This window comes from Flavobacterium sp. W21_SRS_FM3, from assembly GCF_052113625.1.
Classification (GTDB): Bacteria; Bacteroidota; Bacteroidia; order Flavobacteriales; family Flavobacteriaceae; genus Flavobacterium.
In genome coordinates, this window is sequence record NZ_JBGQOD010000002.1 from 402,630 (window position 1) to 416,812 (window position 14,183).

14 protein-coding genes are annotated in these 14,183 nt (G+C 33.8%); 3 read left to right on the forward strand and 11 right to left on the reverse strand.

The window, feature by feature from the left end; all coding sequences use genetic code 11:
• Position 1: 1 nt before the first annotated feature.
• Positions 2-1,306: an NAD(P)/FAD-dependent oxidoreductase gene (locus ACEN2K_RS05225; protein WP_441758268.1), complete on the reverse strand. Its 1,305-nt coding sequence runs from the start codon at positions 1,304-1,306 to the stop codon at positions 2-4.
• Positions 1,307-1,566: 260 nt separating this feature from the next.
• Between ACEN2K_RS05225 and ACEN2K_RS05230 the strand changes: the two genes are divergently transcribed.
• Both ACEN2K_RS05230 and ACEN2K_RS05235 read left to right on the forward strand, forming a co-directional pair.
• A complete protein-coding gene (locus tag ACEN2K_RS05230) occupies positions 1,567-2,061 on the forward strand; it encodes an RNA polymerase sigma factor (RefSeq protein ID WP_441758269.1) in 495 nt (164 codons plus the stop codon).
• A 5-nt stretch (positions 2,062-2,066) separates the two neighbouring features.
• The gene (locus ACEN2K_RS05235) at positions 2,067-2,699 is read left to right on the forward strand and encodes a hypothetical protein (protein ID WP_441758270.1); all 633 of its coding nucleotides are present in this window, start codon (positions 2,067-2,069) and stop codon (positions 2,697-2,699) included.
• Positions 2,700-2,738: 39 nt separating this feature from the next.
• On the opposite strand, the gene ACEN2K_RS05240 is transcribed toward ACEN2K_RS05235, so the two are convergent.
• Both ACEN2K_RS05240 and ACEN2K_RS05245 read right to left on the reverse strand, forming a co-directional pair.
• The gene (locus ACEN2K_RS05240; protein ID WP_441758271.1) at positions 2,739-3,548 is read right to left on the reverse strand and encodes a lysophospholipid acyltransferase family protein; all 810 of its coding nucleotides are present in this window, start codon (positions 3,546-3,548) and stop codon (positions 2,739-2,741) included.
• 132 nt (positions 3,549-3,680) lie between these two features.
• Positions 3,681-4,319: an NUDIX hydrolase gene (locus tag ACEN2K_RS05245; protein WP_441758272.1), complete on the reverse strand. Its 639-nt coding sequence runs from the start codon at positions 4,317-4,319 to the stop codon at positions 3,681-3,683.
• 95 nt (positions 4,320-4,414) lie between these two features.
• Here ACEN2K_RS05245 and ACEN2K_RS05250 point away from each other — a divergent pair, with 95 nt between their 5' ends.
• A complete protein-coding gene (locus tag ACEN2K_RS05250; protein ID WP_441758273.1) occupies positions 4,415-4,849 on the forward strand; it encodes a DUF4268 domain-containing protein in 435 nt (144 codons plus the stop codon).
• A 155-nt stretch (positions 4,850-5,004) separates the two neighbouring features.
• On the opposite strand, the gene ACEN2K_RS05255 is transcribed toward ACEN2K_RS05250, so the two are convergent.
• The 8 genes from ACEN2K_RS05255 to ACEN2K_RS05290 all read right to left on the reverse strand — a co-directional run bounded on the left by ACEN2K_RS05255 (position 5,005) and on the right by ACEN2K_RS05290 (position 14,169).
• Positions 5,005-5,415, reverse strand: coding sequence for a hypothetical protein (locus tag ACEN2K_RS05255; protein WP_441758274.1), 411 nt, complete (start codon positions 5,413-5,415; stop codon positions 5,005-5,007).
• 12 nt (positions 5,416-5,427) lie between these two features.
• Positions 5,428-6,372 (reverse strand): NAD(P)H-dependent flavin oxidoreductase, encoded by a 945-nt coding sequence (locus ACEN2K_RS05260; RefSeq protein ID WP_441758275.1) that lies wholly within the window; start codon positions 6,370-6,372, stop codon positions 5,428-5,430.
• Between the two features lie 15 nt (positions 6,373-6,387).
• Positions 6,388-8,013 carry a S8 family serine peptidase gene (locus tag ACEN2K_RS05265; RefSeq protein ID WP_441758276.1) on the reverse strand — a complete coding sequence of 542 codons (1,626 nt, stop codon included), beginning with the start codon at positions 8,011-8,013 and terminating at the stop codon, positions 6,388-6,390.
• A 107-nt stretch (positions 8,014-8,120) separates the two neighbouring features.
• Complete coding sequence (gene mnmA, locus ACEN2K_RS05270; RefSeq protein WP_441758277.1) at positions 8,121-9,308, reverse strand: tRNA 2-thiouridine(34) synthase MnmA; 1,188 nt, start codon at positions 9,306-9,308, stop codon at positions 8,121-8,123.
• 73 nt (positions 9,309-9,381) lie between these two features.
• The gene (locus tag ACEN2K_RS05275) at positions 9,382-10,095 is read right to left on the reverse strand and encodes a toxin-antitoxin system YwqK family antitoxin (RefSeq protein WP_441758278.1); all 714 of its coding nucleotides are present in this window, start codon (positions 10,093-10,095) and stop codon (positions 9,382-9,384) included.
• A gap of 98 nt (positions 10,096-10,193) precedes the next feature.
• On the reverse strand, positions 10,194-12,092 hold the full coding sequence (yidC, locus tag ACEN2K_RS05280) for a membrane protein insertase YidC (protein WP_441758279.1): 1,899 nt from the start codon (positions 12,090-12,092) through the stop codon (positions 10,194-10,196).
• A gap of 79 nt (positions 12,093-12,171) precedes the next feature.
• The gene (locus tag ACEN2K_RS05285) at positions 12,172-13,785 is read right to left on the reverse strand and encodes a CTP synthase (protein ID WP_441758280.1); all 1,614 of its coding nucleotides are present in this window, start codon (positions 13,783-13,785) and stop codon (positions 12,172-12,174) included.
• Positions 13,786-13,935: 150 nt separating this feature from the next.
• Positions 13,936-14,169, reverse strand: coding sequence for a DUF3820 family protein (locus ACEN2K_RS05290; protein ID WP_441758281.1), 234 nt, complete (start codon positions 14,167-14,169; stop codon positions 13,936-13,938).
• Positions 14,170-14,183 lie beyond the last annotated feature (14 nt).

The window sequence follows — 14,183 nt, forward strand, 5'->3', positions numbered from 1 at the left end:
ACTATACTTCATCACTTGTAAAGGTGGTAAAACTTTTCTTTTTATAAGGCCGAATGATTAGCCTTCCTTCTCTGTCAAAACGGATATAGTTGTACACCCAATTTAGAAAAACTACTGCTTTATTTTTAAAACCAATTAGAGAAAACAGATGCACAAACATCCAGACAAACCACGCGAAAACTCCACTAAAATGGTAATGAGGTAAATCGACTACAGCTTTATTTCTACCAATAGTCGCCATAGAACCTTTATCATTATAAACAAATGGCTTCAATGGTTTATTTGCGATTAATTTAATTATATTTTCTCCCAAAAGTTCGCCTTGTTGTAAAGCAGGTTGTGCCATCATAGGATGACCTTGCGGAAAATCTTCGCTTTCCATAGAAGCAATATCTCCAATAGCAAATATGTCAGCATATCCTTTTACTTGATTAAACTCATTAACCCTTATACGCTCTACCCTTTCTACTAAAGACTGAGCATGCAAACCTGCAACTACAGCACCTTGCACACCGGCTGTCCAAATAACCGTCGCTGTTTCAAAAGTTAAATCAGAATTTGTGGTAATGGTACGACCGTCATAATTTGTAACTCTAACATTCTTCCAAATCTTAACGCCTAAGCTATTTAAGAATTTTTCTGCTGCTGCGGATGATTTTTCAGACATGGTATTGAGTATCCGATCACCACTTTGAATAAGGTTAATTTCCATTTTAGCAATATCAAGATCAGGGTAATCTTTTTGCAAAATTGCTTTCTTCATTTCGGCCAAAGCACCTGCTAGCTCTACACCTGTAGGCCCACCTCCTACCAAAACAAAATTGATCAAACTATTTTTCTCAGCTTCATCTTTTGTTAGTACCGCTTGTTCAAAATTTTCTAAGATTAAACTCCTAATATTTAATGACTGCGGAATGGTCTTCATTGCCATGCTGTAGCGCTTGATATCTTTATTTCCAAAATAATTAGTTTTAGAACCTGTTGCAATAACCAAATAATCATAGCTTAGATCACCAATTTCAGCAATTATCTTTTTGTTTTTAGTATCTATTTCTTGAACAGAAGTAAGTCTAAAATAACAATCTTCATATTCCTGAATCACTTTACGAATAGGATATGCAATAGATCCTGCCTCAAGCCCACCTGTAGCTACCTGATATAATAAAGGTTGAAATGTATGGTAATTGTGTTTGTCTAGAAGGACTACCTGAACTTTTTGATTTTTAAGTTGTTTAGCCAATGCGATTCCGGCAAAACCTCCGCCAATTATAACAATTCTAGGTAAACTTGAATTTGGGATATTCATAAGTATATTTTATTTCAACTTTTAAAAAATCAAATATACAAAGTTTAGCTTTCGTTGTTCTGTTTTACTGTATTTGAAAATGAAATTTTGAAAGATACCAGCTATAAATAGCCCCGATGGAAATGGAAATCCCACAAGCGCTAGCGTGTGGATTGCAGTGAACAGCGGGACAACTGTTTATTGTATTTCAAAATATTTTGCTTCAAAAGAAAATAGCAGTACTTTGTAACAAAATCTAAATTTAGATTACTAACGTATATATGAGTGAGAATCTAGAACATTCCTTTGTGAAGCAATTGCAAGCAAATCAGAATATAATCCATAAGATATGTCGATTATATACTGATTGCGAGGACTCTCATAAAGATTTGTTTCAGGAAGTCACTATTCAATTATGGAAAGCTTTCCCGAAGTTTAGAGGCGACAGTAAATTTTCTACCTGGGCCTATCGTGTAGCTTTAAACACTGCTATTACTTTATATCGAAAAAACAAACGCTCGATAGCGACCGTTGAGTATGAAAGCAGGCAGCACTTTACCAAAGAAATTGAATATAATTATGAAGAGGAGGAACAAATAAAGTTAATGTATAAGGCAGTTTACCAATTAAATGATATTGAAAAGGCCTTAGTTTTTATGTATCTCGAAGACAAAGATTATCGGGAAATAGCAGAAACTTTAGGAATTAGCGAGGTCAATGCTAGAGTGAAAATGAACAGAATAAAAGGGAAACTAAAAAAAATATTAAATCCTTAAGGAATATGAAAGAGCTGGATTTATTAAAAAAGGACTGGAAGAAAAACGAAAACTCGTTTGAACAGATATCAGAGATTGAAATCTACAAGATGTTGCATAAAAAATCATCTTCTATAGTGAAGTGGATTTTAATTATTAGCATTTTAGAAATAGTATTATGGACAACAATTAGTGTTTGTTTTAATACTGATGATTATTTTAAAAGTATGAATCACGATGAAATCATCATGATTTTAAAAGGGCTCACTTACTTTAACTACGGAGTAATTCTAGTTTTTATCTATTTATTTTATAAAAATTATATTAAAATAACCACTACTGTGTCTACTAAGCAATTAATGAAAGACATATTAAAAACTCGCAAAACCGTTCAGTATTACGTTGGATACAATTTAGGGATGGCAGTTTTGAGTTTAATTATTGGTTTTATTATTGCCCTAGCTTACAATCCTGAGACGGCAGTACTTACAGAACGTATGGGAGACAATAGCAAAGTATTAGCCATTACCATTGTAGTTATTGTATTAACACTAGCTGGATTTTTTGGTTTTTTCTGGTTATTTTATAGATTACTTTACGGAATTCTTCTTAGAAGGTTATATGCTAATTACAAGGAATTAAAGAAAATTGATTTATAAAAAAAAGAGTTCGCCATGGCGAACTCTTTTTTTATCTTTTTAATATTCCCACTGACGGAATTTATTTAGTTTTTCTTGCTCTTCGATTTCTTCCTTAGGAATCACTTTTAAAAAGGAACAATGCTGCTCAATTGCATATTCAACTTTTTCTACAATTTCATCAATGGTATCGTTGTCATAATCAATATCCAGAGGTTCCTTGATAATAAAAGATTGTAGGATACCTTTCTTTTTCATTCGAAGTCCTTTCTTATCAAAAGATCGTCTAAAGCCGTCAATTACAATAGGGACTACTATAGGTCGGTGGTCTTTAATAATATGGGCAGTTCCTTTACGCACAGGTTTAAATGATTTAGTAGTTCCTTGCGGAAAAGTAATTACCCAGCCATCTTTAAGTGCTATTTTTATATTCTCAGTATCGTTAGGGTTAACCTCCTTTTTGTCAAGTACATCCACTCCTTTAGCTCTCCATGTGCGTTCTACAGATATAGCACCTGCATAAGCCATAATTCGTGTTAACAAACCCGCTTGCATGGTTTCTTTGGCAGCAACATAGTAGATATTCATCTTGGGCTTCCATAAGTACAATACATTTTTAATATTGTCCTCCCTACCTTTTAAACTGGCATTGAAAACATGAAACATAGCCACAACATCAGCAAAATACGTTTGATGATTGGAAATAAAAAGTACATTGTTATCTGGTAGGTTTCTAATTATTTCAGAACCTTCTATCTGTAATTCATTAAACCCTCGATAACGTCTGTGCGTCATGGCTCCAAAAATTCGAATTAACCATCTTTTTAAGAATAAGATATGACCAAAAGGATTTCTTTTCAATAATCCCATAAAATTGTGTATTAATTTTCTAAATTAGGACTACAAACTTACGAAATTTATTTTTGAAGCAAATCTAATTTCCTGTTGTAAACCTTTAATTTTAGTAGGATTCACCTCTTAAAAAGAAATGGCAAATAAAAACTACAAAACGGTTTTTAACACCTCTTTTAACTCACTCAGCATCATTGCTGTAGCACCCCAAACCACATGCCCATCAATTTCAAATGCTGGAACATTAATGTTTTGAGCATAAGAAGTAGATAATTTAGCTTCAATAATAATGTCCTCACTTAAAAAAACAGATAAGGGTAACTCAATTATACCTGCTACTTCCGTTGGATCAGCTATAAAACATAATTCTTCTTTACAGATGCCCAAAAAAGGATGGACCATAAAATTACTAGGCGGAATATACATAGGTGTAAAAGGCTTGATAATCTCCATAACAGTAGGTGATACACCTACTTCTTCATGTGTTTCCCGTAAAGCTGTGTGAGAAAAATCTATATCTTGCGTTTCATATTTACCTCCTGGAAATGCAATCTGGGCAGAATGGACACCTTTGTAAGTATTTCTAACAATGAGTACTAAATGTGTAATTCCGTTCTTAGGATAAAAAAGCATCATAACAGCCGCTACCTTTGGCTGTACCTTATGGTTCATTATTTTATTCAAATTTTTAAGCCTTTCTGTAGGCGCCATTATTGCATGTGCTTTTTCAGCAGGAAGCTTTACTTCGGCTAAATTGGGAACATGTTCTAAAAAATATTGAAAATCCATAATCAAAGTCTATTTTTGTAATCAAAAGAGTTTATAAATATAGTCTAGAAAATAGTTGCTCGCAAATTTTCTAAATCAAAATCAAAACAAACAAAATGTACAGCAAAGAAGAAACTCAAAAACTAAAAAGAGAATTCTGGGTAACATTCGCAGAGAAATACCCAAGGAAATGGGTACTATACGACACTAAAATTAAAGACTTCTCTTTTAAGTTTTATGTAGACAATAAAAAAGCGCAGGTGTTAATCGATATTGAACACCGCAATAACGATATCAGAATTGCTTATTTTGAAAAATTAGAAGCATTAAAAAACATCCTTGAAGACGAATTTATAAAAGATCTTGTTTTTGAAAAAAATCACACCTTAGAAAGTGGTAAGACTATTAGCCGAGTTTGGGTAGAGAAATCAGGTGTAGGTGTTAGTAATAAAAATAACTGGGATGCGATTTTTGACTTTTACAATGAAAAAATGAATGCCTTAGAGCTTTTCTACTTAGAATACGACGGATTTATAAAAGATATAGATTAATTATTTTGGGGTGCCCTTCGCCAAGCTACGGTCGCGCTGTACATTCCAAGTCCTCGCTCTTCCTTCGTCAGGCTGTGGGCTTTACATTTCCATCCCTCACCCAAACAAATTACACAAAAAGTCGCTCAGGGCGACTTTTTTTTGTATCATGACAATTACATTGTAAAAATGTTATAGACTATAATCCGATCATCATACGTGATGTACAACTGTTTTCTATTGTCTTGCTTTTTCCTGGTTATTATGGAAACCGTGCAATCTTCACCATTATTATCTTTACAACTAAACGAGTACACAATATCAGTTTCTGTCTCTTCAATAGGTTGGTAAACGATGATCTCAAATAATTGAATAATTTGGGAATAAACAACAAATCTGCTTTTATCCGTATCGAGCGTTACTAATAGGTTAACCAAATTTAAGTCGGACCACTTGCCCCATTTGCCTCTTTCATTTTTTTGCAAAACACTAAATCCAGAAGTTTTAAATTTATATTGCTGGCTGTATGATTGCTGCATACCTAACGCTAAGAAAAGCAGTACGATGTATAATTTAATTTTGTTCATTGTCTATTTTAATTAGAAATCAAATTTTGAAACTTGAGCTTGAGCTGTTTTAAAATCAGCTATCATTTCTTCAACAATAGCTTCGGCAGATTTAATAGAATGAATTAAACCAGCAACTTGCCCAATCTCTAATTCTCCGTCTTCTAAATCTCCTTCAAACATCCCTCTTTTTGCTCTTGCACGACCCAGAAAAGCTGCAAGTTCCTCTTTAGTTGGACACTTTAAATACAATTCCTGTAGCTCTTGGAAAAAATGGTTTTTAATTAATCGCACGGGAGCCAACTCTTTTAAAGTAAGCTGGGTGTCCCCTTCTTTTACTTCTACAATTGTTTTCTTAAAAAGCTCATGCGCTGATGACTCCACGGAAGCTGCAAACCGGCTTCCTACCTGCACGCCATCTGCTCCTAAAGCCATAACTGCTAACATTCCCTGACCAGTTCCAATTCCTCCTGCCGCAATTATCGGTATGCTAACCTTCTCTTTAACCATGGGAATTAAGGTTAAGGTCGTCGTTTCATCCCTACCATTATGACCACCTGCTTCAAAGCCTTCAACAACTACCGCGTCTACTCCGGCATCTTGCGCTTTCAATGCAAATAAGGAACTACTAACTACATGCACAACCACGCTTCCGTTTTCTTTTAGATAAGAAGTCCAGGTTTTAGGATTTCCTGCAGAAGTAAAAACGATTTTTACACCTTCTTCAACGATAATTTTCATTATCTCTTCGATATTGGGGTACAACATGGGAACATTGACTCCAAAGGGTTTTGAGGTTGCTTTTTTACATTTCTGTATGTGTTCTCTTAAAACTTCAGGATACATGGAGCCTGCACCTATTAAGCCTAGTCCTCCAGCGTTACTTACAGCACTTGCCAGCTTGTAACCGCTCACCCATATCATTCCGCCCTGAATAATAGGATATTTAATTTTAAAAAGTGATGTGATTGTATTCATTTAGTAGGTTAAATGTTAGTATTTTACTATTTTTCCGCTGTTAGAAAAAGCATCTGATTCAAATCTATAAATATACATTCCGTTACTCAATGTCTGTAGCGAAATAGGTTCTGAACTCTTTGATAGTTCCTTTTCCAAAATTTTCTGACCTTCAATAGTATACAGAATTACTTTGCCAGTATTAAAATTTTCAGGAAAAAAGACAATATCTTTTGTGGGATTAGGATACAGGTGAAAATAATTCATTGGAATATCATTTACAACTAAAGCTTTAGAAAGTGCTAAACTAAAGTTAGGTATTCCATAACCATATTGAGAACTTGGTGTAGTGAATCTGTTAGCCGACTCAAGAACTAGTTGTCTTATTTCTTTATTTGTCTTAGAAGGAAAGGCCTGCCACAAACAAGCAATCATTCCTGCCATGATTGGACTGGAAAATGAAGTCCCATTAGCGGTACTAATCTTTCCCAATTCATCTGACAAAACTGTGCTAGCCCCTTGAGCCATAACATCTGGTTTTACTCTGCCGTCAAAGGAAGGCCCAATAGAACTAAATGAAGCTCGTGTTTCGGAAGCGGTAACTGCACCAATTGCTAACACAGAAGCAGCATCAGCTGGCGCAGCAATGTAAGGTTCAGAAGTGCCACCTGAATTGCCTGCGGATGCAACAATAATCATTCCTCTGCTAAATGCTATTTCAGCACCTTTAGAGATAAATGCTGTTTTACCATCCATTTCACTGTAGGTATGATTGTAAGCGGGTTTATCATAATCAAAATAACCTAAGGACGTATTAATAATATCTACACCCAAACTATCTGCTTGTTCTGCAGCTTCAACCCATAGAGATTCTTCTACCGGATTTTCAGATAAATTGTCCTCAGTAATAAACAAATAATAGGATGCGTCTGGAGCTGTTCCTACTAATTCGTTCTCTTTATAACCTGCCATCGTAGATAACACAGAAGTCCCATGAGAGCTTCCTGTGTAAAAATTAGCATTTCGGGAAACAAAATCATAGCCTCCTAATATTCGTTTACTTTCTCGCAGTCTTTGAAACGGCAGTATCGTATTCACATTAGGAAAGCCACCATCTAAAACTGCAATAACAATACCAGCGCCAGTAAAGTTTTGTTGATGTAAAGCATCACCATGTAGCATTTGGATTTGATTAGAAGAAGATCCATAACTATAATCCACCTTAGTATCTTTTACTTTAGCTTGATTTTTTACTTTGTTTGTTTGCTTAGCTTTAATTGTGGAAGCTATTTTAGCCGTTTGATTTAAGGATTTATTTGCAAAGTCTATAGAACTGACAAATTCATAAGTTTTTAAAGAATTAATAGCAGCTTGAGTACCTCGTACATGAACAGCATTCAACCATTTAGATTTGGCGAGAACTGTAACTCCAGCTAAATCCTCTACCAATTCTATATAATCCTTATTAATGGGAACATCCTTAAGATCTAGTGGGATTTTTTGATTAGCCCTTCTATCCAATGCTCTTTGAGAAAGCATTTTTAGTGGCGCATCAAAATAACTTTGCGAATCAGTTTTAGCAGTAAAATACACCCAAGCATCCTCTTGAGAAAAAGCTACAGTGGATAGTAATAAAAAAAGAAACACATAAAGTTTTTTCATAGCCAGCTTTTAAAGGTTTTCGCTACACTAATACTGCATTTATCAAATATTAATATGTGATAAATGCAGTAATCATAATGTGTAATTTATGATACCAAAGTACTAAACTAAGAAATTACTCCCGAACCAACTAATTCATCTGCTAAATACCAAGCACAAAATTGTCCTTCGGTTATTGCAGATTGGGGTTCATCAAAGGATACATACATTCCTTCTTCAAATTGATGTAAAGTGGCTTTTTGTAATGGCTGTCTGTAGCGTATTCTGGCCATAACTACCATCGTTTCACCGTTGGCTAAAGCCAAATCATTACGAACCCAATGCACTTCTGATTGGTCTATAAATAGTCCTGTTCTAAACAAACCAGGATGTTGGCTGCTCAATCCAGTATATATGGTATTCGTTTCTACATTTGTTCCTATAATGAATAACGGATCCTTAGTTCCACCTACATTCAGACCTTTCCTTTGACCAATAGTAAAATAATGCGCACCTGGATGCTTACCTACTACTTTACCCATTTCTGGTGAATAGGCAATCTTATTAGCTGCTAAAGCCAGTTTTTCTTTTTGCGTAAATACTTCCTTAACTACTGGACTGTAAACAGGATCATTTTTGTCAATTTGAACTATTAATCCTTCTTTTGGCTGCAATTTTTGTTGTAAAAATTCTGGTAAGCGAACTTTACCAATGAAACATAATCCCTGAGAATCTTTTTTCTCTGCGGTGATTAATTCCATCTCAGCAGCTATTTCACGAACTTCAGGTTTAGTTAACTCACCAATAGGAAATAAAGATTTAGCTAATTGCTCTTGAGACAATTGGCATAAAAAATACGATTGATCTTTATTAGTATCAGCACCAGCACGCAGCTGATACACAGTTTCGCCGTCAATAGTCGTTTCACTTTTCTTACAATAATGTCCTGTAGCTACATAATCAGCACCAAGGTTCAATGCAATCTTCATGAAAACATCAAATTTTATTTCGCGATTACAAAGTACATCAGGATTTGGCGTTCTTCCTTTCTCATACTCGCTAAACATGTAATCAACGATTTTTTCTTTATAATCTTCACTTAAATCGACTGTTTGAAAAGGAATTCCTAATTTTTCAGCAACTAGTAAAGCATCATTACTATCTTCTAACCATGGACATTCATTCGAAATCGTAACAGAATCATCGTGCCAGTTTTTCATAAAAAGACCAATAACTTCATACCCTTGCTGCTGCAATAAATATGCGGCAACACTCGAATCTACACCTCCAGAAAGTCCTACTACAACACGCTTCATTTTAAAATCTTTATTATTTTTACAAGACTGCAAAGTTACAAAGTTTTATTAGAGTAATGTTCTATGTGTTATGTTAATTACGACTGCCTTTATTTTGTTTTTCAGGATACGTCATATTCATTTCTTTAGTCTTTTTTCCTTGTTCGAAAAATTCCCAGATTCCCCATTTTTTATCATCAACAAATTGACCTTTAGAAACCACATTTCCTAATGGATCTCTAAAGATAGCTAGGCCATTGTACTTATCGTTTTTATAAATAGCTTCTTCTAAAACAACTCTATCCGCAGCATAAATCTTACTAAGGCCGTTTTTCTGATTATTTTTATAATTAACTTCTTCAGCGATTTTACCATTTGGGTAAAATACTGTTCGTATTCCTTCTAATTTTCCATTCTTATAATTCTCAATAGTCATAATTGTTTTAGAAGCTTGATGGTAATATTTCCATTCTCCTTCAAAAAGCTTATTGATGACTTTACCTTCACTCACTTTATTATTTGCTTGATCGTAAAAAATGGTATAAGCACTATTGTCTTTTTCATTAAATTCACGTGTAGCAATGACTGTAGAAGCTTTAGTATCATCAAAAAACTTAAACAACCCTATTTCTTTTCCATGAGAAAAAGTACCTTCATATCGCGGTCTTTTAGAAGCTTCATAAACCCCTTTCCATAATCCATCTTTTTTTCCATTAGTATCTAATGAATTCAAAGTTGATTGTGCCCCCACTGTTCCTACACTTAATAAAAGAGCAACAATTAAACCTAATTTTTGTACTGATTTCATACCCTATTCTATTTTTATCAATAACGAATCTAATGACTTTAAATTACATTTTAAAGCACAAAAAATCCCGAATGAACGGGATTTTTTAAAAACTAATTTTATTTCTTTTTTTGTTGCGCTTTAACTGCTTCTTGTTGTTCCATCACTTCTTGAAGCTTTCTTTGAAATTTACCTTGTTTCTTAGGCTCTTTCAATTTATTCTCTTGAATTTGAGCGTGAATTTTATCACTATCTATAATGTAATTTTTGATTACAAGCATAATTCCGATTGTAATAGTATTAGATACGAAATAGTACAAACTCAATCCTGATGCATAACTATTAAAGAAAAACAACATCATTAATGGCGAAACATAAATCATGATTTTCATCATTTTAGCCATATCCGGCATTCCTTCTTGTTGAGGAGCTGCCATTTGCTGGTCTCCAGTAGTCATTTTCATATAGAAGAAAATAGCTATAGAAGCTAAAATAGGGAACAAACTAATATGATCTCCGTATGCTGGTATATGAAATGGTAATTTATATACCGAGTCAAAAGAAGACAAATCATCAGCCCAAAGGAATCCTTGTTGTCTCAACCCAATTGCTGACGGGAAGAACTGAAATAAGGCATAAAAAACAGGCATTTGTAACAATCCAGGTACACAACCAGCCATAGGATTTACCCCCGCTTTGTTGTATAACTTCATTGTTTCCTGTTGTTTTTTCATTGGGTCTTTCTTATACTTATCTCCCAATTCTGCAATTTCAGGTCTTAATACTTTCATTTTTGCTTGAGACAAAAATGATTTATATGTAATAGGTGACATCACTAATTTTACTAAAACAGTAAATAAAATGATCGCCCATCCATGTTGAATAAACATGCTTAAGAAACTGTACATTGGAATAAACGCATGACGGTTAATCCAACCGAATATTCCCCAACCTAATGCCACGATATCTTCTAAATTTCTATCATATGATTTCAACAGCTTGTAATCTGTTGGACCATAGTACCAGTTCATTTCTTGATCAATCTCTCCGTTTTTAAACGCTAATGGAACGATCGCTTTAAATTGTTTTGTATAAACAGTATCTACTTTATCGTCCTTAACTAAATTTGTAGAATACAATTCCGCTTTTTCGAAAGGGGTTTTAGTCAATAATATCGATGAAAAGAAGTGTTGTTTGTAAGCCACGTAAGAAACATCATTAACGATATCGTCTTCTTGACTTCCAAGACCCAAGTAATTACTTTTCCCTTCTTCATGCTCATAATACAACTCTGAATAACGGTTCTCGTAACTTATACTTTTTTCATTTGTATACGTTTTTAAATCCCACTCTAAGTTTAATGGCTTTGATGTATTTAGCACTTTATTTAATCCTTGAGACTGAACGTCAAAATCAAGCATATAATCATTCGCTTTCAATACATACTTATACTCTAAGTACTCATTTTCTCCCGCTTTTAAACGCATAGACAAAATTTGGTCTTCACCATTTTTTGTTAATGTTGGTTCAAAATAAAGATCTTTTGTATTTAAAGTATGGTTATCATTTGTATATAACTGAATATTTAAATTAGCATTATTGTCTTTAATCAATTTGACTAACTCCCCAGATCCTTTTTTAAATCTTTCGTAATTCTTCAAAGTTACTTCGGCAATATACCCTCCTTTATTAGCTATTTTTAATTTCACTAATTTATTTTCGATGGTCGTGTAAGCTTCTTTTGCAGAAGGCAGTGAAGCCGAATATGCAAAATTACCTAATGATTTTTGCAACTGAGCCATTTGTAAAGTATCTCCTTGTGCCACAACAGCTGGAGTAGACTTAACTTTAGCATCCACTTCATTTACCTTAGCATCTTTAACTACTAATTCTTTCTTTGCTTTATCTGCTGCAATTTCTGCGTCAGTTGGTTGATTTTTGTACATTATCCAAATTAATATACCAAAAATTAATACAAAACCAATTAGCGAATTAGGGTCAAACTTTTTTTGTTCCATTATATACAATTAATTATTTATTGCCAAGCTTAATTACAAAGCCAGAGAGGCATTACTACTTTTATGCGTATTCTAAATATTATTTTTTCTTAGCCTTTACTGCGGCTGCCACAAAATTCACAAATAAAGGATGTGGATTAGCTACTGTACTCTTATATTCTGGATGGTACTGAACTCCTATGAAAAAAGGATGATCCTCTATCTCAACAATCTCAACTAAACCAGTATCTGGATTCACTCCTGAGGCCTTTAAACCAGCTTTCTGTAAATCCTCAACATAGGCACTATTGTATTCATAACGGTGACGGTGACGCTCTGATATGTTAGTTTCACCATAAATCTTATAAGCTAAGCTGTCTGGTTCAATTGTACATTTCCATGCACCTAAACGCATTGTTCCTCCTTTATCCGTAATGTTTTTTTGTTCTTCCATCAAGTTGACAACTGGATTTGCAGTTCGCTCATTCATTTCAGTCGAATTGGCGTCAGCAAGACCCAATACATTTCTTGAATATTCAATTACAGCCATTTGCATTCCCAAACAAATACCAAAAAACGGCATTTTATTTTCACGTGCATAACGCACAGCTTCAATTTTCCCTTCTATACCTCTTTCTCCAAATCCTGGAGCTACAAGAATTGCATCTAATCCTTTTAATTTATCAGTAACATTTGCAGCATCAATATACTCTGAGTGAATAGAAACAACATTCACTTTTGTTTCATTTGCCGCACCTGCATGAATAAATGCCTCTAAAATAGACTTATAGCAGTCCTGCATTTCGACATATTTACCAATCAAACCAATATTTACAGAATGCTTAGGATTTTTTAATCTACGTAAAAAAGTATTCCAGTTTTTTAAATCTGGTGCTGCCTTTTTGGGTAAATCTAATTTCTTTAAAGCCACTACATCTAATCCTTCTTCAAGCATTAAATTAGGAACTTCATATATCGTTGCTGCATCAATTGATTGAATTACAGCCTCTCTTTTTACATTACAAAATAAAGCTAGTTTATTACGTATTTCATCAGAGATTTCATGTTCTGTTCTACATACTAAAATATCCGCTTTAATACCACTTTCCATTAATGTTTTAACAGAATGCTGTGTGGGTTTTGTCTTTAATTCACCCGCTGCAGCCAGATAAGGAACTAAAGTTAAATGAATAACTATTGCATTACTTTCTCCTAAATCCCAAACTAACTGACGAACTGATTCAATGTAAGGTAAAGATTCAATATCCCCTACAGTTCCACCTATTTCAGTAATAACGATATCATAATCACCTGAATTACCAAGCAATTGCATTCTATCTTTAATTTCATTTGTAATATGAGGCACTACTTGTACAGTCTTACCAAGAAATTCTCCTCTTCTTTCTTTCTCAATTACAGATAAATAAATTCTACCCGTAGTAACATTGTTAGCCTGAGAAGTAGGAACATTTAAAAAACGTTCATAATGACCTAAATCTAAATCAGTTTCAGCACCGTCATCAGTAACGTAACATTCTCCATGTTCATAAGGATTTAACGTTCCTGGGTCGACATTTAAATAGGGATCAAATTTTTGAATCGTTGTCCTGTACCCTCTTGCTTGTAACAATTTTGCCAAAGATGCTGCTATAATTCCTTTTCCCAAAGAAGATGTCACACCACCAGTAACAAAAATATATTTTGTTTGATTCATTATGTTGTTGTTTGTATTGTAGTTGTGTAAAAAACTTGGCAAAAATACGATTATAAATTGAGAATATGCTAATTTAGAAATGAGATAATTTTTAAATTTCTCAATTGATTAGCGACAAATAGCTTCATAAAAAAACCTCATTGAATTAAATCAATGAGGTTTTGGATACCTTTTTTTAATATTCCGAATTAATTCTTCGAGTCCGTTTAATTTCAATTCATAAATCAATTTTAACTGCTCTCCTAACTCTCCTTTAGGAAATCCTTTGTTATGATACCAAACGATATAATACTCAGGTAATTCGATTAAAAACCTGCCTTCGTATTTACCAAAAGGCATTTTAGTATGTGCTAACTTTATTAGTTGTTGTTGGTTTTGATCCAATGTGTACGATTTAA